This window comes from Peribacillus loiseleuriae (genome assembly GCF_001183985.1).
Taxonomy (GTDB): domain Bacteria; phylum Bacillota; class Bacilli; order Bacillales; family DSM-1321; genus Peribacillus; species Peribacillus loiseleuriae.
Genome location: NZ_LFZW01000001.1, coordinates 1,901,113 through 1,922,717, shown reverse-complemented (window position 1 = coordinate 1,922,717; position 21,605 = coordinate 1,901,113). Strand labels below are relative to the sequence as shown.

Here is a 21,605-nt window from a genome sequence, read left to right as displayed (position 1 = left end):
TTATCAACTAACACTAGCTTGAAAATTGAAATTCTGTTCTGCTTCCTTTCTGTGTTGCAATGACTTCGAGGCGTGCGTCAATTCGTTCTTTTAGTTCAGGCACATGAGAAATAATTCCAACAAGACGACCACTACTCTGGATATCCATCAATGTTTCAATCGCATGATCTAAAGATTCCGGATCAAGTGTGCCGAAGCCTTCATCAATAAACATCGTTTCCAATGAAATCCCACCTGCATTTTGCTGCACAACATCCGCTAAACCAAGAGCCAAAGCCAATGCTGCTTTAAAGCTTTCCCCCCCTGACAAGGTCTTTACATGCCTTTCCTGTCCAGTATATTGATCATACACAGATAGCTCCAATCCACTTTGAATATTTCTTCTAGTCGGATCGATTTTCCGGATTAATTGATAACGTCCACTGGTCATCTTCACTAGTCTTGTATTTGCTTCTTTTAAAATATCATCTAAGAAAGCGGCAAGTACATATCGTTCAAATGTAATACGAAATGGGTTTTGTCCTTTGGAAATTTCATGAAGGTGACCAATAACCGCATATTTTTCATCAATTTCTTTTTGATCTTCTATAATTGCTAGGATTTTCTCTTGAATGACAATATTCTGCTCTTTCGATGTAAAGATGAAATTATACAATTTTCGATGATGTTCCAAATCTTCATCAACAGTTTGAACCGTTTTTTGTAAGTCCGATATGTCTGGTTTAACAATACCATTTAACTTTAATTCAAGATCATGATGAAGACCGGTTATTGTATGATATTGTTTATCATATTCTTGAACCTGATTCTCTAACCTATTTATTTCCGATTCTGTTTTTTTCGAAGCCGTATATAGTCCATACGACTCGAACCCTTGTTTCTTTAGGTCATCCTTGAAGCGAAGTCTCTCTACATCAAGATCAACTGTTACTTTTTCCAACTCATTAACAACGGAATTTCGAGTGGTTTGTATGATCGTTACTTGCTCAATCGCTGTTTGCAGGGCTGTCTGAGTGCTTTCAAATGTCTGTTGTAGTATCTTTTGATGGGTTATGGCACTGTTTAATGCCTCCTTATACCCTTCTGGGGTTCGAATCGCATCGGGTATCGCATCTTTTAGGGATGCAAGTTTGGCATTTCCCTCTAAATATACTATACGGGAAGTATCTTCACTTTTTTTCAAGTCTGCCAAGCGCTGCTTCAGATCCGCTTTACTCCCTTTTAACGTTAGGAGTTTTTCGGAAATTTGCCCAAGTTGAGCTTTTTTATCAGCTAACATCTTTAAATGACGTTCTAATTCGCTTTTATTGGCTTTACATTCAATTTCATATTCACCTAAGTTGTTAAAGTCAATTTCAGGAGTTCGTTCTTTTACTTCTGCTACTCTTTCATCGTACGTATCACAGATTGATTCATATTGTGATTTAACTTGATAATATTCGGTTTCTGATTGTACTTTTTTCTGTTCAGCAGCTTGTACAAGTATCGTTTGTTTGTCAATATCCGCTTCATTTGGTATATCTTCTTGAAAGTGGGCAGGATTAGGATGTTCTGTCCCACCACACACGGGACAAGCTTCACCGTGATCGAGCATTTGTGCCAGTATACCCGCTTGGCTTTCACGCCATTTTTTGTTTAATAAGTCCAGTCCCAGCTTTTCGTTTTCAAGTTGGCCAATTGAATGAGCTAGACTAACCTGATTACGGTCTACTGCTTGTTTTACTTGATTCATTGTTTTCATTACTTCGACAAGCTTAGTTATTCTAATCAGATTTTGATCGTTGAGATCAGACTGCCTCTCCATTTCGGCAAATTGTATAGCCGCTTGTTCACATTCTTGTTTTATAATATACGTAGCTTCTTCTTCTTTTTCAATCGTAATGAGATCATTTTCTGCCCTATTCTTTTGGAGGACCATTTGCTGCCATTGCTTTTCCGATTGTGTCGTCTTTTGAATTTGATTGGCTAGATTCTCAACTGATTCCTTCATCTGCTGTAAGTTATGAACAGCGACAGCTGCTTCCTCTCGTTTGTCTGCCTTGGCTAATTCTTCTTCATATTGAATTTGCAAATTCTTTTTCTTTTCTTCACTTTGTTTAAGCTTCTTTTCTAATCGCTCATGATTTGCTTGTAATTCTTTCACTTGATTACCGATTCTTAAATAAAATTGCTCCTGTTTCTCTGCCGCAGCTGCTTTGTAGGCGTTGGAAATTTGAATTTTCACCTGATCAATTTCAATTTTTACAGCTTCTAATTTTTCTTTTTCAATCGTTAATTTTTCCAAATTTAAAAACTGCTTGATTTGTTCTTCAGCACGAAATAAGTCTTCCTTAAGAGAATCACGAGCTTTTTGTTTCTTATCGATGGCGGTTTGCAGTTCAAGTAATCGAGATTCGTCATGTAATATTTGTTTTTCTAAAAGTGGTAGCACCTTTTGCTCAGTTGGTTCATCTTGATTAAGTTCTATTATCAGCTCTTCATTATCACTTGCTGCAATTTCTTTCATATAACGAATTCTATCAAGTTTGCTTTTCTCACTTAACTTTTTTAATTCAGACACTTCTTCTTTCAACTTGTCTTCAATCGTTTTATATAATTCTGTATGAAATAGTCTTTGAAGAATCTGTTCCTTTTCCTTACTTTCCGAAGTTAAAAGCTTTCGGAATTCACCTTGTGGAATCATTAGGATTTGCCGGAATTGATTTGCATCAATCCCGATAATGTTCTTAATCTTTTCATCCACCTCACGAACATTCGCACCTAGCAACTTCTTCTCATCGTTCGATTGGACTTCATATAACTCTGCTTTCGCCGTAACCGTTGTCGTTCCCTCACCTGACTTCTTTTTCCGTTCTTGCTGTGGAGAGCGCCATATATAATACAATTTTCCGCGAAGCATAAATTCCAAACTTACTTCTGTCAATTGATCATCTGCTGCAAATTGACTCCTAAGCTCCTGCCCATTTCGATCTTCGCCACTTGCTTTTCCATAGATTGCATAGCTAATTCCATCAAATATGGTCGTCTTACCAGCTCCTGTTTTCCCAGAAATAACAAACATTGTTCGATTTCCTAGCTGTGAAAAATCGATAATTTCATTCCCTGCATATGGTCCAAATGCCTGCATCATTAATCGAAGTGGTCTCATTTCAATACACCTTCTTTTTTAACAGTGTCAATAACAGAGGACATAATATCTCGCTTTTTTTGATCAAAATGACGATCTGTCATTTCCGCATAAAATGTTTCAAATAAATCTAATTCTGATTTTTTTTCATCCTTAATGGACGAAAACGATTCTTTTCGACGAAGGTCGAGCAAATCCCATTTTCTTTCTAAATGAAGGACATTTGGATACACTTTCCGAAGACGATTAATCGGATCAATAATTGCGCCTTCATCTAGTAGTGTAATTTTCAAATAATCTTCCGTTCTTTGAGATTGATAAAAAGAAGAATCGAGAAGCTCCTCCATATACCCCTCTACCTCTCGCATATCCTTTTTCGGGGAAAGTGAACGATACCTTAAATCAAAGCTGCCATTCTCGTCCATTTCAACTATGGAAATGGATTTATTTTGCTTTGCTTCTGAAAATGAATATTTCATTAACGAGCCTGAATACCGAACCTTAGGATGATTGAGCGCATCAGGACTATGCAAGTGACCAAGTGCCGTATAGTCGAATGCATTAAAAACTTCCGCTGAAACACATCCCGAGCCTCCAACTGACAGAATTCGCTCGGAATCCGTCGTTTGCCCACCTAAGACAAAGGCATGTCCGACCAAAACATTCGGTTCATTTGGGTTAATATGTTGTGCAATCTTCGAGGTGATCGCGGCCATTGCATCTTGATGAGATGTGATTCGATCATCTTGCAATACTTGACGTACAACACCTGGTTCCGCATATGGAACACAGTAAAAATTAACACCATCCACCTGAACTGGCTTTAAATCCTTATTAAGCTTTCCTTGGATAAAGAGATTACTCTGACGATACCAAGACGATCCAAAGGATAATCGTTCTGCACTGTCATGATTACCCGAAATTGCAATTATTGGTTTATTCATTTTCACATTAATGGTATAAAGAATTTCATCAAGCAATTCTACGGCTTCGGTAGGCGGTACGGAACGATCATATAGATCACCCGCAATAACAATTGCGTCCGGATTTTCTTCTTCAATGACATGTACTAGCTGCCTAAGCATATACTCCTGATCTTCTGTCAAATGTATACCATGAACAATCTTACCTAAGTGCCAGTCCGCTGTATGAATAAATTTCATAAAATCACTCCGTTCCTTATCGTACTCCCATTATACCAAAACTCGTAAATGGTTGGTTACGACAGATTTTACTCGATACATACTAAAAAAAAGCAAACAGTATGTACACTGTCTGCTTCATTATGTTCAACTAAATAAATGCTCATATGGATTCATGTTAATTTGACGTTCGGTTAATTTTTTTCTTAAAAATTTATGATCTCGTTTAGGTGTAGCGATAATATAGCCCCTAACAACTAGATCCTGTGTAATCATTTGCGACTTTTCCCTTATTGCCAATTCTCCAATTTTACCCGCAATTTTCTGTCTACCAACATCTCTAAACAATTCGGGAATTGGGCTTACTAAATCTTCGAGTAATTCTTTCTGTTCACTTGTCCACAAATGGGTAGTTTGGCTAACATAATATTCTTCCCAATCCATATCCGATTTTCCATCTTCTTTAGGAAAACGTTTAAGAAATTTGCGAAACATGAAGAAACCGCCAATTCCCATTAATGTGATCAAAATGACCGTCCATGCAAGGATAAACCATAAAAACCAACCTTCAAGCACGTCATTCACCCCGAATTTTTAAAATATTTAATACTATTTATTATAGTCATTTTGCTAAATCTTGACAAGCAGTACAATAATTATTTCATTGAACCCCTATTAGGTTTTATTCCTGACTATGAACGTTCTTTTTTCGATAGATACTTCATTCAAGCTAAATCATTTATGGATTTATGAATTCACTAAAAAAAGCGGTTAGCAATATTTGCAACCGCTTTTTACATTCATTCATTTTTTATACTTTTGCAACTTTACCGTTTCCAAAGTGTTCATTATGGATTTTACGGTATTGAAGATACATGCTAATCCGCCATGGTACAATCATTGCATATGCGAGAAGAAAGAACATGCCACCTAACTGACCAACATCGATAGAAGTACTTAATAACCATTTAGCAACCAATCTGACAATGAGCAATCCGATAAGAATATAAGCAAACGCTTTTGATCGCTTCATATAAATCTCATTGTTCCGTACTTCAAAATTAGATGTTTTTATAAGGAATATAGAAAATAACATCCCTACCAACACTGCTTCAAGTACTTCTAACCCAGTTAATCGGAACATCGGAAATAGAAACATAAGAGCCCCAGTACTCATAAAAATTGGGGGTAATACTATTTTTTTCAAGCTAACTGGTTTTTTTGTTGCCTTTAAACGAACAATAAGTACAGTAATGGCCATAATTAGTGCCACAGCTGATGATATATAAATCATAACCAATTCATTCCTTTTATTTAATAAGGTATGCTACTTGTGACCTTATTATATCCTACTACGAAAAATTATCAAAAATTCTTTCACAAAGAGGCTAATTCTGTTAGGTCTCGCAGGAGATCATTTAATTATTCAACCTACTAATCGCTTCTACTACTCGATTTTCATCAAATGGCTTTACGATGAAATCCTTCGCTCCGGCTTCAATTGCCTCAACAACCATCTTTTGCTGTCCCATAGCTGAGCACATGATTATTTTTGCATGTGGAAACTCTTTTTTTATTTCCTTCACTGCATCTATGCCACTCATTACAGGCATAGTTATATCCATCGTAACGATGTCCGGATGTAATTGACGGTATAGTTCAATTGCTTCTTTACCGTTTGCTCCTTCGCCGATCACAATATGGTTTGCTTTATTTAATATATTTAAAAGGGTCATTCTCATAAATTTTGCATCATCAATTACTAGTATTCTGGCCATTCCTTTTAACCCTCCTAAATCATACAACGAGTAAAAATAATGCTGAACATAAATCAGCAACTCACTTAGTCTAACTAATTAATACGTATTCTTATAGGCTACCGTAATCTCATAAGATATTCAAACAATTCACTCACCAGAATTTACTATTTCATTTATTAATCAATCGTTATGTAGAATACATGCTAGAAACCTTGAAAACCTCCGGTAATATTTGTGAAAATAATGATAATTTTCGTCATCCAATCAAAGAAAAGCACAATTCCCATAAGGATCATGATGTATCCACCCGCTTTAACAATACGGTGGTTATGTTTTTTTATCCATTTCATTTTACCGATGAAGAAAGACAATATGAAGAACGGAATTGCAAAACCTAATATATAAGCAATCATATACAGCATCGCAGAATTTGGGTTGTTGACACCCATTGTTAATACAGCTGTTAAAATAGGGCCTGTACATGGAGTCCACCCTGCGGCAAACGCTAAACCAATTAATGCGGAACCTATATACCCACTTGGACGATTTTTGAATTCAATTCGTTTATTTTTCATTAGGAATTCAAAATTGAATACCCCGACTATCACTAAACCAAAAAAGATAATAATGATAGCACCAATTTGACGGATTAAATCTTGATAATTCTCAAAAAATTCACCAAGAAAGGAAGTGGTAAAACCTAAAGCGATAAATATTAGAGAAAAACCCAATAAGAAAAATAATGTGTGAAATAAGCTTCTCTTCTGCAGCATAGCATTTTCTGTTTTAAGTTCATTGACACTCATCCCTGTAATGTACGATAAAAAAGCTGGATAAAGTGGCAAGCAACAAGGAGAAATAAAACTTAGAAACCCCGCTCCAAAAGCTAGTAATATGCTAACGTCACTCAATCATGTCAACTCCTATGAAAAGCAATTTACCTTCATTCTATCAAATGCACCATGAAAAAGATATTTACTGTTTTGTGAACATATAAAAAATATGAATAAGTGTTTGAATTTATTTCCACAAGCTAGTATAATTAATATTGTAAGTATCATACATATTTAGGGACAAGATTACATCAGGTATAAACACCTCTCTATTAATGTTTAGAAAGGACTAGCAGTTATGACCCGATTAGAATTTCTCGAGCTTATCGAAATAAAACGCAATGAGCTCATTAAAATCGTTTCTAAAAACGGTCTTAATTCTCAAATAACTATTGTATACAGCCAAGAATTGGACATACTGCTAAATCAATATAACCAGTTGTTCCTTAAACAAATTGGTTAGCATAAGCAGTTAATCATTCAAACCATACAACCCGCCTTGCATGAATTCTCAAGGCGGGTTTAAAGTATCTTAAAATAGCTCTTCATAAAGCCAGTGGAAAAATTGCCATGTACGAAGGATCAGAACAAATTTCTTCTATGCATACAAACTCAAAGTAGGTTACCCTTAAAAATTTGATGTTGGTTTGTTTACAATAATCATTTTCTTTTCATCTCGTTCTTGTTGCTTGTTAAACTTTTCAATACCTCCGAAAAGTTCAACGTGAAGTTCTATTTTCTAAACAACTTGGACATTTTCTCTGATTGCTACCTTTAAATTTCGTGAAAGTTTTTTCAAAATCATTTCCACACGAACATGTAAACAGTAGTTTTTGCGAGTACCCTAGATACTCATTGGAAAGTAATTTACATTCTGAATTTTTCGTGACATAATCACGGATATTTTCAATAGTCCATTTTTTATTCATATTAACACCTCCGATAGTAAATCCGAATTTAATCACAGGAAGAAGTTTCGGATACCTTCCTTTCAATCAGGCTTATGACTTCCTAATCTACCTGATTACCCTATTATACCATCACTTCAGCTACCCTGTATTATGTACATGGATACAATTCCTTGTGGCTGTAATCCTCCTTTCTGCTTAAGTCTAAAATAGGCTCTTAATTCATGGACGGTGATGCCTTCTAGTTCACTCACAGCCCTTTTATCAATCAGATATTTCATAAGTTGTTTATATTCTTGACGCTTATTTAATCTCATCTTTGGTGTGAATCCTTTGGCTTCACAATGGTACATATACTCTGCTAAAATATCCTCCAAAAGCACAAAAAAACCACCCTTCCTGCTTAATCATTCAACAGAAAAAGTGGTTTTTAAATGAAATATGAAAGATTAACCATCTCAGCGTCATAATATAGAAGAAAAATTCATCATTTAACTTCTATATTTTTGACTAAGTTCAATCAAACGAGTGCTAAAACCCTTGATATATAAGGTTTCCTTATTTTACCTGTTTATTCATTGCGCTCATCATTTGATTGATTTTTTTCTGAGACGGTTTCATTCCCATTTGCATCATCATCATTTTAAGCATTTGTTCATTAATCGGCGGATTTTTCTTTAGGTAATTCATCATATATTTTCTAGCGATGAAAAAGCCAAGTGCTACACCGGCGATTAAAGCCAAAACTGCGGCTAAAATTATTTGCCAAAGCATATTATTTCCTCCTTCATGTTGTCTACTATAAGTGTACTAGACCAAACGTTATTATACAATACTCCACATCGTCATGTCCTCTATTTATCCATATTTTCTTTCTTTTATCGGTTTTAACCAGCCGTAACGTTTATTCTCAAAATCAATGGCCAGAAAGCTTGCTTCACATTTACGGATGCATTCAAAAAAAGTAGTCTCTGCGTCAAAGTCACCTTCAGCTTTTAAAATAATGGAATGTTCGTGAATATATACAACAGCTTTACTGTTACTTTTTGTTTTTAAATAATATACCCCATTTTGGGTCAAATACCCTTGTTTACGTTGTAAACTTTGTTCTAATGAAAAATGCACGTTGCTAGTAGGTATTTTTTTTGTAATATATTCGATTTGTTTTTGCAAAATATCCTTATGCCAGTCAGTTGATTGAATATACTCCAAAAACAAATTGAAAAAAATCTTCTCTCTACCAAAATAATGTCGGGCAAACTCATCTTCGATTAAATAGATTTGATAACTTCTCATTTAACTGCCTCCTAACATTCTTTTTTGTATTATATTCTTGAAAGTGAAAAAGATATGTTGTTTGATGGAGAAAAAAGCTTGTTTTTTTGTCGAAATCATCATTTTTTCATATATCATTACAATCAAAGTGTTTTTTTCCATAAAAAAAGTGAATATACTTAATTTTCATCAATAAATAGAGAAACGAGTCGGCACCTTTAAAAGATACCGACTCGTTTCTAAATTAATTTTCTAATAGTGATTTTACTCGATTTACCACGTTCGCAACTGTAAATCCGAATTCTTCCATAATTTTATTACCAGGGGCTGACGCACCAAAATGGTTAATTGCAAGGATTTCCCCTTCATCTCCTGCATAACGATCCCAACCGAATGGAGCTGCAACTTCGATAGCCAGACGCCTTTTCACTGCAGGGTTGATGACACTTTGTTTATATTCTTTAGATTGAGCTTCAAAACGATCCCATGACGGCATACTAATTACTGCAGCGTCAATCCCTTCTTTTGCAAGTTCTGCTTGAGCTGAAACAGCTAAATTAACTTCTGAACCTGTCGCAAGTAGAAGTACATCTGCTTCTACTTTATTAGAAGGTGACACAATATATGCACCTTTTTTAACTCCTTCTTTTGCAAGTTCAGCCGTATGTTTTAGAGTAGGAAGGTTTTGCCTAGTTAATATAAGCGCAGTTGGTTTGTTCTTAGATTGAATGGCTTCTCTCCAAGCTGCAGCTGTTTCGTTTCCATCAGCAGGACGAATAACACCAAGATTTGGCATCGCGCGCAATGATGGTAATTGTTCGATTGGCTCATGAGTAGGTCCATCTTCACCTACCGCAATACTGTCATGCGTAAATACATACGTTACAGGAAGACCCATTAAAGCAGCTAAACGAATGGCTGGGCGTAGGTAGTCAGAGAACACAAAGAAAGTTCCACCATATACACTTAATCCCCCATGAAGCGCCATTCCATTTAATGCCGCACCCATCGCAAATTCACGGACACCAAACCAAATGTTCCGACCTTCATATTCGCCTGGAACGAAGTCTGTTGCAGTTTTAATCATTGTGTTGTTGGAACCAGCCAAATCAGCTGAACCGCCAAGAAAGCTTGGTAGGTTAGATGCAATCGCATTCAATACTTCACCACTTGAAGCCCTTGAAGCAAGACTTTTCCCTTCTTCATATACCGGGATATCTTGATCCCATCCTTCAGGTAATTCGCCATTGATTGCCACTTGAAGTTGAGCAGCTAATTCAGGATGCTCTTTTTGGTAATCATTAAATAGACTTTCCCATGCTGCTTCCTTCTTGCCGCCCACTTCCACAACAGTTTTATTAAAATGTTCATATACTTCATTCGGAACATGGAAATCTTCTTCAAATGTCCATTTATAATATTCTTTTGTGAGTTTTAATTCATCAGCACCTAAAGGAGCTCCGTGAGAGGAAGATTTTCCAGAACGGTTAGGTGAACCATAACCAATAACAGTTCTTACTTCAATAAGTGTTGGGCGCGTGTCATCTGTTTTCGCCAATTCTAAAGCTTTAGCAATTTCAGTCACATCATTTCCATCTTCTACACGTATATATTGCCAGCCATATGCCTTAAAACGATCTTCAACGCTTTCACTAAATGATTTATCCAAATCTCCATCAAGTGATATATCATTTGAATCATATAATACGACCATTCTTCCAAGTTTAAGATGAGCAGCTAATGAAGCAGCTTCTGAAGAAACACCTTCCATTAAGTCTCCGTCTCCGCAAATACCATATGTATAATGATCTACTACATTATATGATCCGCGATTGTATGTTGCTGCTAAATGACGTTCAGCCATAGCCATACCTACTGCCATTGCTATACCTTGTCCAAGAGGCCCAGTTGTTGCATCTACCCCAGCAGTATGTCCGAATTCAGGATGTCCTGGTGTTTTACTTCCCCATTGGCGGAAATTTTTAATGTCATCCAATGACAAATCATAGCCTGATAAATGCAACAGACTGTATAAAAGCATCGACCCATGTCCTGCAGAAAGAACAAAACGGTCTCTATTAAACCAAGTTGGATTTTTCGGATTGTGATTCATAAACTGAGTCCAAAGAGTGTAAGCCATCGGAGCGGCCCCCATCGGCATTCCTGGATGTCCAGAATTTGCTTTTTCGATAGCATCGATTGACAAAGTACGAATTGTATTGATTGAAAGTGCATCAGTTTTATTTAACATCAAACCATCCTTTCTTTATGTATACCCTTACTATTTTATAGTGTCATGTTGATAAAAACAACAATAATTCAGATACTTTATTAAAATGCTCCGTTTCCAGTATACAATCCGTTAATTCTAAGAAAAAAAATAAAAGAGAATATCGAATCCGATATTCTCTAACGCTTCATCCCTTAATGCAAACGATTTTTTATATCTTTAATGCTTTTAAGCTTATCAGGTGTTACATCATTTCCCTCAGGGTCAATAATTGTCAAATGCTCGATTGTATTTGACATGGATTTACGAAACGTTTCTAAGTACTCACTTCTCAACTTAGATTGTTCTTTCGCTTCTTCCACTGTTAATGAACTCAACTTAGCCTTCTTAGCCAATTCATTTATCCGAGCTAATTTTTCTTTCGATAACATACTTTCGCTCCTTTACACTTTTAATAGTGTCATGTTATATAAAAAAAGGCGAAAATACAAGTTCTCTGCTTTTGGTTAATCCTCTTCTGAGACTTGGTATTCTAAATATCTGCGATTTATAGTAGCTTTTGAAACTTGATACCCAAATCCTCGTAGGGTAGCTGCAATTTCTGCAAATGTAAGTCCGTTCTTTCGAAGTTTTACTATTTCTTCGATTGGAACTTCCTTTCGTTCTCTTCCACCACCCATTCCCTGATTGCTCAGATTTTTCTGCGGCCGAAATCCATTTTCAACCGCCCGCTGCATACCTCGTTTAATCTTAATATTATGTAGCTTCCTCTGATATTCTTCAACAATTCCAACAATATTAATGACCATCGAATCAGAATCAGATAGTTCAATTTCTCCATCATGTGATATGGAATAAATTTTTACACCCTCCTTTATAATTACATGAAATAGTGCAATTTTCGCATTTCCACGTCCGAGCCGCGTTTCGTCTTGAATTAATAGAACGTCAGCCTGCTTTTTTTTAAAAATATCCAGCATTTCAAAAATCCCATCACGGTTAAGTTCGTATCCACTTGCTTGTTCTTTAATAATAGAAACGATTTCAAACTCTGATTTACTAGCTAGTTTTCTCAACTCTTCTTCCTGCCTAGTTAGTGATGTTTCCTGTGCTTCTTTTTCTGTGCTTACTCGACAGTAAATAATCGCTCTCATTTTTCTTTCCAACTTTCTTATTGCTTACTTGCAAGACTTAGATTTGTTTTAGCTATTGGTAAAATAATAGATTCTCCCGGCACTAGCGATTTAGCAGATATTTCGTTATGAGTAATGATCCATTCAATGAACTCATCTCTCGATAAATCGTCTGTACTGTATATTTCAGCCATTTTCCATAGAGTATCTCCATGATCTATTGTAACGGATATATAATTGTCAAGATTATCATGATTTCTATTCATTGAGAAAAATAAAGAAAAAATAAATACGATTCCTGCTAATAAAAGTGTGTAAGTATGACTTTTTAATAGTTTTTTCATCGTGACCCCTCCAAATTCGAATACTTGTTCGCTATTTGATAAATTAAGTATAAATCGAACACCTGTTTTTAGTCAACGATATTCGAACTTATGTTTGTATCTTTTTTTTTTGCGTGATATAATAAAAACAAGAATAAGAGAGATGGGGTGAATGTATGTCAAAGCTTTCAAAAAGGCAAAATGATATATTGGATTTTATTAAAGACGAAGTACGCACTAAAGGCTATCCACCTTCAGTAAGAGAAATTGGAGAAGCAGTTGGCTTAGCTTCAAGTTCAACCGTTCACGGTCATTTATCAAGATTAGAAAGTAAAGGACTTATTCGTCGTGATCCTACCAAACCTCGTGCCATTGAGATACTAGATCAATCTGAAACGCACAATATACCCAAAAACAATGTCATCAATGTCCCTTTACTCGGAAAAGTTACAGCTGGTCTACCAATTACAGCCATTGAAAATATCGAGGAATATTTTCCACTACCAGAATCGATGGCAGCACACGACGAACATGTCTTTATGCTCGAGATAATGGGTGATAGTATGATTGAAGCCGGAATCCATGATGGCGATTATGTTATTGTGAAACAACAAAGTACGGCGAATAATGGTGATATCGTTGTTGCCATGACTGATGACGATGAAGCAACAGTGAAACGCTTTTTTAAAGAAAAAGAGTTTATCCGATTACAACCAGAAAACTCCAATATGGAACCAATCATTCTAGGGAATGTATCAATTCTTGGAAAAGTTATTGGACTTTACCGCCAAATCCATTAATAGTTCTTTCTCCTCCTGTTTATTGCAGGAGGATTCTTTTTTTGATAACATCCTACTTTAATTACTCACTTCAGTGCATGTAAATAAAGGATACAAATGGCGAATATTATTTTTATTAGGTAACTAAAAAGACGAGTTTGAATGCAATTGTGAAATGCCTTGGGTATTCCTGTCATATAGCCTCGTATGAATAAAAGCGCTTTATTTTTAAGAGATTTCCTCTCAGATTTTTGTTAATCTCTCTTAGATAATTTATATGAACTGTTTCTAGTATTATTCCAGATACTTTATCCATTCAAACCAACATTAATATCCGATTTATTACATATATAATCTCTGAAAAAAATTCCAAAATCTAACTACGGAGATTACTTTCTTGTAGCAAAGTCTCACATTCTAAGTTAGTCGTAAAGTCTTGATTAATTTCTTAATTTTCTAAATACGCAAATATACTTTTCCATGTTTGGATAACCCAAAAGATCCCGCGGCGGAAACTAGACATCAAACACTGGAAAAAGGTCTAGCGATAAAACATTCTATGACTCTTACATTTCTTTGGAAATAGTCCCCCGCTTTTAATAATACTGAACCCATATACGAAAGAAATTCTCCAATACCCTATTACACCTGGGCAAGTGGCAAACGTTCCACAAGATTGGTGGCATTATGAAGTAGCTGCAGTTGATAATACTCATCTTTTAGCGATTTTGATGCACCTACCCCAGATGTTATATTAGATTCTGATTTCTTAAGATTCACTCCCGCAAACATCATGGCACATACCTATTGTCTCGATGAATATCAATGGAAACAAGTAATTGAACCAGTTAAACCCACAACATATATAGGCCCATACAAGGACTGTAACAAAGCAATGGGAAATACACCTTATTATTTTTATCAACAATCACAAAATATGCAGCAGTACCAACAAACTCCTTACTTTCCTCAGCATCAGCAATATAGGGGCTATTAAATAAATAATGCTACTGACATGGAAATTCCATATCTTTTTTTCTTTCGACGGATATTATTTATTACCTTTTCTATCAGTTGTACGATATTTACGCAATAATGTAATTACTTCATAGATGATAGCAAAGTAATGTCTTTGAACTAGTTCTAGGAGCAATTAAGGGCGTAGCTAATAAAAGAGACGTGTACGGAACCATCCTCGATTCGGATAAAAATTTTCTGTACACGTCCTAGAAATACAACAAAAGATTTCAAAAATAGGAAATAGGAAACTACCTAAATAATGTATGTGTGTATCCCTTCCCCCATTTTAATCACAGATATTGTCTTATATTTGTTTAGCGGAAGCGGAACTGCTCCAAGCAATTGATAGTTCTAGCTATAATTAAATCTATTAAAGTTCCAAAAACGACTATAACAGTTGTCCTTCCCGTATCAAACAGAAGCTTACTGGCTGGCTTCTAAATGACAAGAGTAGCTCCATTAAAGAATGACTTTTATCATTCCTGATTTTCTTTTTCAATTTCATGCAACCTGGCTTCAAGAGCCTTTATATCATCTGAATTTTCAGTGATTAATTTTAGAAAGTTCCTCCGTAAACGATTTACCACTATTGCTGATTCTTCCCTTGTAATTGAAGCTCCTGGTCTTGATCCGTCAAAGTAGCCGTTTGATGTAGCTTCATCCCATGAGGATTTCGCCCAATCGCTCACTTTATTTATATCTCGTTCTACCACTTTTGATTCCTCCATTGGTACTGGCATTTTCTTAACTGGTAAATCCAAATACTTCGCTACACCTCGTGCATAAGCTGCTGCCATATCTTTAATAAAATCTTTATTTTTTAGTATTTCAGCATCTTCGGAGTCAATAAAAGCAATTTCCGTTAGGATTCCCGGCATAGCAGTTTCCCGAACAACAGCTAGATTCCCTCGTTTCTTATCATCACCATGTGCTCTTAGCCCGTATTTTTTAGCAGTTTCAAGAGCCTCCGCATTGACTAGAGTTTGCAATTTCACTGAATTAGCACTCGCCTTGGTGTAGATATATGACTCGTAACCTGTACCTCCACCAGCGTTCACATGAATTGAGATAAATACATCTGCATTGGTTCTATTGGCAATATTGGCGCGTTCCGATAGTTCCATAAAGATATCCGTAAAACGCGTAAGGGTGGTTTTATGATCTGTATAGTCTTCGTCAAGATATCTTTTCATTTCTTTTGAGATATCCAGAACGATATTTTTTTCTTGTAGGCCATTAGCTATCCCACCTGGGTCTTTTCCACCGTGCCCCGGGTCAATCTTTATTTTTTTCACCATACTTATCACCTCACACTATTTTATGTTTAGGTAAATAAATATCCTGTACTTTTTTCTAGATTTCCCCATCAAACTAACTTGTGTGCAGGTGATTTCAAGACAAATTCTCTTTCACTCTGTTGGATTTACAGGCTGTTTTATCCCCCCTATTTTCCTTGATTCTTCACAAATTTGAGGAAGGGTTATTACAGCCTGTTAAATAGAAATAAAGACTTAAAAAAACCGAATAAGGGACTTTTTACAGCGCCCATTATTCGGGGGATACTTCAGGATGTCTTTTGTACTTATTATTTTATTTAAACTCAGAAGAAGTTTTGACCTCAATTAATTAAATTTTCCCGCGTTATACATATTTAACAAATTCTTTCGTATGTACTGTCTGCAATCAGGAGATACAAATGACCTTTGTTCATGGATTAAATCTCCAAATGGCATTCCATTAAGAAATTTAATTTCTCCATTAAATTCTATCCCAAAACTCGCATCGTACCCCATAACTTTCACAAATAAGGTTTTGTGATCCGTGCTCATAAAATCAATGACACTTAATATATGCTGGTTTATTTCGTGCATAATTTGTTACCTCCTAATTCATGATATATACTCCAAAAGCCGTTAAGTTTGAGATGTCAAGTAATTTAGTATTCCCAACTTATTGGGCGAGTGGTTCGCTGTAAATAATCTCCCCAATGCGGTAGAAATTTTTGCTAAAGAACATAATTGCAGACATGCTAGAAATTTCCTATAAAACCGTTCAACGTTTAATGAAAAAGTTAGAAGACCTTGTATACCACTTAATTTCATAGGAACTCCCCTTAATAGTTTTCTAAACCACATTACTATAAAAACTTGAAAACGTCATTGGATTAACACAAAAAGAAACCCTTGAGACTACTGGCATTGCGGTTTTACGAACGATAGATACATTTCTTTGCTTACTGTCGTCACCCTGGGCGCCTAAACCATATTTTTCGCAGTAGCAAGCTTCAGCATTAACTAGGTTTTGTAGTTTAGCAGAACCGGCGCTCGGTTTAGTGTAGGTATTAGACACGTATCCAGAACCACCACCCGCGTTCACATAATTTGAGATAAATTAACATCTGTCCCGCCTCTATTTGCGATATCGGTGCGTTCAAATAATTCTAAATTGACTTCGGTAGATTTTGTAAGAGTGGTCTCATGATCCATATAATTTTCATCAAGATACTTTTTTATTTCTTTTGAGATATCCAGAACGATGGTTTTTTTCTTGCAGTCCATTGGCTCCCCCACCTGGATCTTTCCTACCGTGACCTGGATCAATTTTGATTTTTTCATCCTTATCATCTCATATTTTTATGAATCAATTTCATAACTCTACAATTTAACTCTTTCCTAGAATATTAAAGAAAGTTGGACTACCACCCCTGCCAATCTATTCAACCCGTCGTCATACACATGCAGTGTGGCAAAGCTGGGGATATTCAAGAGCGCCTCGGACACGATAGCATGCAAATCACTGCTGATGTATATTCGCACATCAGTAAAAAAATTGAGAAGAATAGAGCGAACAAATTTGAAGTGTATATGAAGATTGTCCTCGAATAATCTTTTTAAAATAAAAACGGGCAGTTATCGGACAGTTTATAAAATCGAGTTGGTAGCACGATTATTGCCACCAAACAAAAAACCTCCCATTTTTAGGAGGTTGGAATTGAAGTATACATCTTGTTTCATTATCCAATTTATAAGAAATTCTTTGTTTTTTTCGCCGGATAATACCATTTATATGTTTCAAATTCCTTTTGGAACTTTTTAGATTCAGGTTTTGTATATGCCATCACCATGCAAACCATTGCCTCTTCTAACTCCTCTATATCCCATGTAGTGATTGACTGACGGAGGAATTCCTTATACTGTTAATTTCAATTCGCTAGCCAAACAAATACCCTTTCTTATATAATTAACAATTTAACTCACTTGAATTTTTTTTTGAATTCTATGTATAAACCTTACGTACCAACACAAACTATTCTTGCAACACCATATTCTAAAATTCTAAGGAGATGTACATCATGACAAGTAACAACAGTAATAATTTAGTTGTTCCGGGAGTACAACAAGCATTAGATCAAATGAAATATGAAATTGCACAAGAGTTTGGAGTTACATTAGGCGCTGAGACAACCTCAAGAGCCAACGGATCAGTTGGAGGCGAGATAACCAAGCGTTTGGTACAAATGGCTGAACAGCAACTTGGTGGTTTTCACCGCTAATATTTAAAGTTAATTATGTAATAGTTGAGGAGAGACTTCCCTCTGACCTGCTCTCCTCTTATGTATGCTCCTTTTGAAACACTGATTTTATTAGGTAAAATTAATTCTTAATCGTTATTTCATACTTAAAAGTGTTCCCGCGAACTGATCCAAGACTTGCTCCTAATTTGACCACATCCCCTACGCTCACTAACATTTCATCTAGCTGACTGTATTTATGTGAATGCTTACTAGTTCTAACTGTTACTGAATTAATGTCTGATTCAAACTACTACGCCTTCAATATTTGATTTTAGGATATGCACATTTCTCACCTCCCCTCAAAGATTAATCGTTATATATATTTATTAATTTTACTTATATAGATTGTGATAAAGGACATGTTTTATCTTCTTTTTTTACATTAAATGTCAATAAGTTTATTTAAACCTAAGTATCTGTATGTATTTTTATATAATGTCACACAAAATATAATAGAAAGTAAGTGTTTTGAGTTGATTCGTGACAGAGGCCGTATCAAATGAGTGTGGATTTAAAATAAAGTTCAACCGTTTTATATATGGTTTTTTTCTTATTAAGCAATCGGGCCAGATTGTTGAACAAGTGAACGTATGAAATCTTTGATATAAACTGTTATCAATTCAGAATTAACTCTGCAGAACCATATGATAATTAAATGAGGTTTTTCAGTAGTTGGATCAGTCATTTTTATTGAAAGGTAGGAATTTAAAAAGAATTTCCCCACCTTTTGGTCTTTTTGTGAATTTGGAGGGCGGGATTTACTTCTTTAAGAAAGTCGAGCGCAGGTAATTGTATTAATCATTCGGAAGGCGTTTATAAACTTGTCTATTGAATGTAGATAATAGCTCTTGGCACCTGGTACGTTCACTAAGTACGTTCCAAGGCGCAAATGCGCGTTCATTTTATATTCCTTAAATCGGCTTTCTACAGCGCGTGAATGCGCCATAATTTCGCCCAATAAAGACTAAATAAATAATCCCATCAAAATCGTGTTGTAATAAATTCCATTAATTAAATTGTCTTTTTTAATGAGGCCTTCTTTTTCAAACCCGAGCTTTTCGTACAATTCAATGGCTGGAACATTATCTTCTCTAGTTACGAGACTAATTTTGTTAGTTATCCCATTTGAGGATGCCCACTGGATCATTTGTTCCATCATTTTTCTGCCTAAGCCTAGTCCAGTAAACTGTTCGCTAATAACGATTCCTAATGTACCTACATGTTTCATTCTGTCCTTCTGGCTAGAATGAATGGATGCTATACTAATAATTTCATCATTTATGGTTGCAAGTAATATGATGGAGTTTTGTTCCAGGCGTGTAGATTCTATAAACTCTTTATATTCCTCTTTATTGCGTTTAAATTCATTTTTTCCGAATGAAAGAAAATCAGTTTCTCCACCCACGATATTATAGAAATCGATCATATGTTGGGCGTATTCTTTAGTCGCCTCTTTTATCGTTACTTCATTCCCATCTTTTAAACGAAATTTCATCATATCTCTCAGCTACTTTCTAGTTTGATATGGTTAACAAGGTTTGATTTTAGATTAAACAGTACAATTGATTCTACCTATTGAAGTTTTCATTACTTTGTACTCCTCTGAACATTATAGATTAGTCCATCCTTTGAAACCATTCAAAAGATGGGTTTTGTTTCATCTTTCAGAGACACTACGGTGAACCGTTTAGTAGTGAAACATCTTATATATTAGTTATTCCACAATCGGGCGCTTTAATGGAGGAAGGATCACAAAAATTATCAAACTTTTTTATAAATGAGTGATTCAATTGAATATATTAAGATCGTGTTTTGATCAATCTTTTTTTCAAAACACGCTCTTTCTTTTTGTTCGTTTATCAAGGTTATTGATATCAATTTGATTAAACTTTATTTTAAAGCTACAGAATCGTAATCATAAACTTTATTTTCAAACCAACATTAGCAAAAAGTGTTCATTTTCACTTGACGGTTACATATATCTTGATCTTCCGCAATAGGGCGCAATTGTTGAAGTTGAATAAGAAAAGACATTACATATTAGTCATATAAAATATGTAATGTCCTTTAATCTATCTATCTTTTGTTTAGTTAGGTCTTGATAAATAATTTGATTAAAACATGCTCATTCTATATTCAAACGAATTAGTTAAAAAAGGTTGATCATTTCTGTGACCCTTATACCATTAAACGGCCCTTTAGTGAAATAACGTGGATGGTGTTTTTTAAACAAATTATTTTTTCAACAATAATGAGAGTACAGTGGAAAGTCTGTAAATAAGAAAGGTTTTTGATCAAATTTTTTTAAAAGAACAAAAGGATAGTAAAAACACATCCAAACCAAATATTGGAAAATGAAAAATATATTAAGATTCAATAGAATAGTCTTCGAATTGTTTGTAAAGCCACTTTTGATTGTTTTCAACAATGTATTCTTCTGCTGCAATCAGGCGGTTTACGAGTTCTTCTTTTGACATTTTTTTATAGTCAAAAAATGGCAATAATTGCTTATAAACTTCACTTCCACCCATTACAAACAAGTTTGCTTCTTTATTACCGTAATTCACGTATTCGTGCAAGATGTCTTTTACTGAGCAATACACGTACACATCGTTGTGTGGATCATATTCGGGATTGCGTATAGGATTATGTTTGTACGCTTCGTTAATGGACTACCTATTTCTTCATATGTATTGCTCCCCATAACCACAATGCCACCAGTAGTTAATTCACGAAAATGTTTCATGTCGTTTTTAAGTTTCGTTAACAATTTCCCTTTGTAACCCAAACCATTAGATAAATCTATTGCAGCGACTACATGTATCAAAGCGCTACCTCCAACTTTACTTTATCACCATGTTCGTAATCAGTTACTTTGACATCGTCAATTGTGAAGTCATAAAAACTTTTAATCTCAGGATTAATCCACACTTTAGGAGCATTGTATGATTCTCTAAAAACTTGCTCCATTAAAGGTTCGAAGTGTCTGTCATAAATATGAGCATTATCAATATTAAAACAAATTGTTCCCACTTCTTTATTTGTAACTTGAGCAATAAGTCTATGTAGAATTGAATATTGATAAATATTATATGGATTTCCTAATCCCATATCATTTTATCTGACATTGACAGTTAGATTATGTTTACCTCCCCACATTTGCCAATGCGTTTCATAAACACATGGTTCAAGTGCCATATCATCTAAATCCTCTACAATTCTGCGTGAGTAAGAATTAGTTTTAAGAGTGTATATTAGATAATCAACTTGGTCTAAATTGGCGTATTCTCCATCATTGTGAATAGGCTCAGATATCTCACCATCAACCACCATGTTTACTAATTCGTTGTTTAACTTAACTTTTCTTCGTTTATTCTTTAGTTGGGACTCTTTTTGATGTAAGATTAGGAATTTCCTTACCCTTGTCAAATTTCATTTGTACATTTAACAATGATTTTGTATAGGCAAAAGTACCATCTTTCCATTTGGCTCTTACTTGGT

At 35.1% G+C, this 21,605-nt stretch carries 23 protein-coding genes and 2 pseudogenes; 4 read left to right on the top strand and 21 right to left on the bottom strand.

Annotation, left to right across the window (positions count from 1 at the left end; all coding sequences use genetic code 11):
- Positions 1-13: 13 nt before the first annotated feature.
- The 6 genes from AC625_RS09080 to AC625_RS09055 form a co-directional block, all read right to left on the bottom strand.
- The gene (locus AC625_RS09080) at positions 14-3,148 is read right to left on the bottom strand and encodes an AAA family ATPase (RefSeq protein ID WP_049681014.1); all 3,135 of its coding nucleotides are present in this window, start codon (positions 3,146-3,148) and stop codon (positions 14-16) included.
- The gene (locus tag AC625_RS09075; protein WP_049681013.1) at positions 3,145-4,290 is read right to left on the bottom strand and encodes an exonuclease SbcCD subunit D; all 1,146 of its coding nucleotides are present in this window, start codon (positions 4,288-4,290) and stop codon (positions 3,145-3,147) included. Before AC625_RS09075 ends, AC625_RS09080 begins: the two co-directional genes overlap by 4 nt.
- A 126-nt stretch (positions 4,291-4,416) precedes the next feature.
- Positions 4,417-4,845: a DUF2621 domain-containing protein gene (locus AC625_RS09070; RefSeq protein ID WP_049681012.1), complete on the bottom strand. Its 429-nt coding sequence runs from the start codon at positions 4,843-4,845 to the stop codon at positions 4,417-4,419.
- A 235-nt stretch (positions 4,846-5,080) separates the two neighbouring features.
- Entirely contained in the window at positions 5,081-5,563 is a 483-nt protein-coding gene (locus AC625_RS09065; protein WP_049681011.1) for a CcdC family protein, read from the bottom strand.
- Between the two features lie 124 nt (positions 5,564-5,687).
- Entirely contained in the window at positions 5,688-6,047 is a 360-nt protein-coding gene (locus tag AC625_RS09060) for a response regulator (RefSeq protein ID WP_049681010.1), read from the bottom strand.
- A 185-nt stretch (positions 6,048-6,232) separates the two neighbouring features.
- A complete protein-coding gene (locus tag AC625_RS09055; RefSeq protein WP_049681009.1) occupies positions 6,233-6,940 on the bottom strand; it encodes a cytochrome c biogenesis CcdA family protein in 708 nt (235 codons plus the stop codon).
- Between the two features lie 220 nt (positions 6,941-7,160).
- Between AC625_RS09055 and AC625_RS09050 the strand changes: the two genes are divergently transcribed.
- Positions 7,161-7,325, top strand: a complete 165-nt coding sequence (locus AC625_RS09050; protein ID WP_049681008.1) for an aspartyl-phosphate phosphatase Spo0E family protein — start codon at positions 7,161-7,163, stop codon at positions 7,323-7,325.
- Positions 7,326-7,581: 256 nt separating this feature from the next.
- Here AC625_RS09050 and AC625_RS27635 read toward each other — a convergent pair whose 3' ends face one another.
- From AC625_RS27635 to yneA, 8 genes are all read right to left on the bottom strand, one after another.
- Positions 7,582-7,791, bottom strand: coding sequence for a hypothetical protein (locus AC625_RS27635; RefSeq protein ID WP_049683656.1), 210 nt, complete (start codon positions 7,789-7,791; stop codon positions 7,582-7,584).
- A 116-nt stretch (positions 7,792-7,907) separates the two neighbouring features.
- A complete protein-coding gene (locus AC625_RS09040) occupies positions 7,908-8,153 on the bottom strand; it encodes a hypothetical protein (RefSeq protein ID WP_049681007.1) in 246 nt (81 codons plus the stop codon).
- Positions 8,154-8,328: 175 nt separating this feature from the next.
- Complete coding sequence (locus tag AC625_RS09035) at positions 8,329-8,544, bottom strand: YneF family protein (RefSeq protein WP_049681006.1); 216 nt, start codon at positions 8,542-8,544, stop codon at positions 8,329-8,331.
- Between the two features lie 84 nt (positions 8,545-8,628).
- The gene (gene sirA / locus AC625_RS09030) at positions 8,629-9,066 is read right to left on the bottom strand and encodes a sporulation inhibitor of replication protein SirA (RefSeq protein WP_049681005.1); all 438 of its coding nucleotides are present in this window, start codon (positions 9,064-9,066) and stop codon (positions 8,629-8,631) included.
- Positions 9,067-9,289: 223 nt separating this feature from the next.
- A complete protein-coding gene (tkt, locus tag AC625_RS09025) occupies positions 9,290-11,296 on the bottom strand; it encodes a transketolase (RefSeq protein WP_049681004.1) in 2,007 nt (668 codons plus the stop codon).
- Between the two features lie 173 nt (positions 11,297-11,469).
- On the bottom strand, positions 11,470-11,706 hold the full coding sequence (locus tag AC625_RS09020; RefSeq protein WP_049681003.1) for a DUF896 domain-containing protein: 237 nt from the start codon (positions 11,704-11,706) through the stop codon (positions 11,470-11,472).
- Positions 11,707-11,781: 75 nt separating this feature from the next.
- The gene (locus AC625_RS09015; RefSeq protein WP_049681002.1) at positions 11,782-12,429 is read right to left on the bottom strand and encodes a YneB family resolvase-like protein; all 648 of its coding nucleotides are present in this window, start codon (positions 12,427-12,429) and stop codon (positions 11,782-11,784) included.
- Positions 12,430-12,446: 17 nt separating this feature from the next.
- Complete coding sequence (gene yneA, locus AC625_RS09010; RefSeq protein WP_049681001.1) at positions 12,447-12,752, bottom strand: cell division suppressor protein YneA; 306 nt, start codon at positions 12,750-12,752, stop codon at positions 12,447-12,449.
- 155 nt (positions 12,753-12,907) lie between these two features.
- Between yneA and lexA the strand changes: the two genes are divergently transcribed.
- The gene (gene lexA, locus AC625_RS09005) at positions 12,908-13,531 is read left to right on the top strand and encodes a transcriptional repressor LexA (protein ID WP_049681000.1); all 624 of its coding nucleotides are present in this window, start codon (positions 12,908-12,910) and stop codon (positions 13,529-13,531) included.
- 581 nt (positions 13,532-14,112) lie between these two features.
- A pseudogene (locus AC625_RS27630) lies at positions 14,113-14,507 on the top strand (cupin domain-containing protein); the annotation flags it as partial.
- 499 nt (positions 14,508-15,006) lie between these two features.
- On the opposite strand, the gene AC625_RS09000 reads toward AC625_RS27630, so the two are convergent.
- From AC625_RS09000 to AC625_RS08985, 3 genes are all read right to left on the bottom strand, one after another.
- Positions 15,007-15,828 carry an N-acetylmuramoyl-L-alanine amidase family protein gene (locus AC625_RS09000; RefSeq protein WP_053178046.1) on the bottom strand — a complete coding sequence of 274 codons (822 nt, stop codon included), beginning with the start codon at positions 15,826-15,828 and terminating at the stop codon, positions 15,007-15,009.
- Between the two features lie 324 nt (positions 15,829-16,152).
- Complete coding sequence (locus tag AC625_RS08995) at positions 16,153-16,401, bottom strand: hypothetical protein (protein ID WP_049680999.1); 249 nt, start codon at positions 16,399-16,401, stop codon at positions 16,153-16,155.
- A gap of 501 nt (positions 16,402-16,902) precedes the next feature.
- Positions 16,903-17,145, bottom strand: a complete 243-nt coding sequence (locus AC625_RS08985) for an N-acetylmuramoyl-L-alanine amidase (RefSeq protein WP_049680997.1) — start codon at positions 17,143-17,145, stop codon at positions 16,903-16,905.
- A gap of 737 nt (positions 17,146-17,882) precedes the next feature.
- On the opposite strand from AC625_RS08985, the gene AC625_RS08980 reads away from it, so the two are divergent.
- A complete protein-coding gene (locus AC625_RS08980) occupies positions 17,883-18,083 on the top strand; it encodes an alpha/beta-type small acid-soluble spore protein (RefSeq protein ID WP_049680996.1) in 201 nt (66 codons plus the stop codon).
- A 985-nt stretch (positions 18,084-19,068) separates the two neighbouring features.
- Here the strand turns inward: AC625_RS08980 and AC625_RS08975 are convergent.
- The 4 genes and pseudogenes from AC625_RS08975 to AC625_RS26605 form a co-directional block, all read right to left on the bottom strand.
- Positions 19,069-19,599: a GNAT family N-acetyltransferase gene (locus AC625_RS08975; protein ID WP_049683654.1), complete on the bottom strand. Its 531-nt coding sequence runs from the start codon at positions 19,597-19,599 to the stop codon at positions 19,069-19,071.
- A gap of 871 nt (positions 19,600-20,470) precedes the next feature.
- Positions 20,471-20,683, bottom strand: a complete 213-nt coding sequence (locus tag AC625_RS26610) for a hypothetical protein (protein ID WP_180320085.1) — start codon at positions 20,681-20,683, stop codon at positions 20,471-20,473.
- A gap of 8 nt (positions 20,684-20,691) precedes the next feature.
- Positions 20,692-20,931, bottom strand: coding sequence for a dihydrofolate reductase (locus tag AC625_RS08970; protein WP_049680995.1), 240 nt, complete (start codon positions 20,929-20,931; stop codon positions 20,692-20,694).
- Positions 20,928-21,437 (bottom strand): annotated as a pseudogene (locus AC625_RS26605) (thymidylate synthase). Before AC625_RS26605 ends, AC625_RS08970 begins: the two are co-directional and overlap by 4 nt.
- Positions 21,438-21,605 lie beyond the last annotated feature (168 nt).

What these genes read in the sequence shown, in the direction of transcription:
- AC625_RS09080 (WP_049681014.1), bottom strand. Translation starts at nt 3,148, where the DNA reads ATGAGACCACTTCGATTAATGATGCAGGCATTTGGACCATATGCAGGG.
- AC625_RS09075 (WP_049681013.1), bottom strand. Translation starts at nt 4,290, where the DNA reads ATGAAATTTATTCATACAGCGGACTGGCACTTAGGTAAGATTGTTCAT.
- AC625_RS09065 (WP_049681011.1), bottom strand. Translation starts at nt 5,563, where the DNA reads ATGATTTATATATCATCAGCTGTGGCACTAATTATGGCCATTACTGTA.
- AC625_RS09060 (WP_049681010.1), bottom strand. Translation starts at nt 6,047, where the DNA reads ATGGCCAGAATACTAGTAATTGATGATGCAAAATTTATGAGAATGACC.
- AC625_RS09050 (WP_049681008.1), top strand. Translation starts at nt 7,161, where the DNA reads ATGACCCGATTAGAATTTCTCGAGCTTATCGAAATAAAACGCAATGAG.
- AC625_RS27635 (WP_049683656.1), bottom strand. Translation starts at nt 7,791, where the DNA reads ATGAATAAAAAATGGACTATTGAAAATATCCGTGATTATGTCACGAAA.
- AC625_RS09035 (WP_049681006.1), bottom strand. Translation starts at nt 8,544, where the DNA reads ATGCTTTGGCAAATAATTTTAGCCGCAGTTTTGGCTTTAATCGCCGGT.
- sirA (WP_049681005.1), bottom strand. Translation starts at nt 9,066, where the DNA reads ATGAGAAGTTATCAAATCTATTTAATCGAAGATGAGTTTGCCCGACAT.
- tkt (WP_049681004.1), bottom strand. Translation starts at nt 11,296, where the DNA reads ATGTTAAATAAAACTGATGCACTTTCAATCAATACAATTCGTACTTTG.
- AC625_RS09020 (WP_049681003.1), bottom strand. Translation starts at nt 11,706, where the DNA reads ATGTTATCGAAAGAAAAATTAGCTCGGATAAATGAATTGGCTAAGAAG.
- AC625_RS09015 (WP_049681002.1), bottom strand. Translation starts at nt 12,429, where the DNA reads ATGAGAGCGATTATTTACTGTCGAGTAAGCACAGAAAAAGAAGCACAG.
- yneA (WP_049681001.1), bottom strand. Translation starts at nt 12,752, where the DNA reads ATGAAAAAACTATTAAAAAGTCATACTTACACACTTTTATTAGCAGGA.
- lexA (WP_049681000.1), top strand. Translation starts at nt 12,908, where the DNA reads ATGTCAAAGCTTTCAAAAAGGCAAAATGATATATTGGATTTTATTAAA.
- AC625_RS09000 (WP_053178046.1), bottom strand. Translation starts at nt 15,828, where the DNA reads ATGGTGAAAAAAATAAAGATTGACCCGGGGCACGGTGGAAAAGACCCA.
- AC625_RS08995 (WP_049680999.1), bottom strand. Translation starts at nt 16,401, where the DNA reads ATGCACGAAATAAACCAGCATATATTAAGTGTCATTGATTTTATGAGC.
- AC625_RS08985 (WP_049680997.1), bottom strand. Translation starts at nt 17,145, where the DNA reads ATGAAAAAATCAAAATTGATCCAGGTCACGGTAGGAAAGATCCAGGTG.
- AC625_RS08980 (WP_049680996.1), top strand. Translation starts at nt 17,883, where the DNA reads ATGACAAGTAACAACAGTAATAATTTAGTTGTTCCGGGAGTACAACAA.
- AC625_RS08975 (WP_049683654.1), bottom strand. Translation starts at nt 19,599, where the DNA reads ATGAAATTTCGTTTAAAAGATGGGAATGAAGTAACGATAAAAGAGGCG.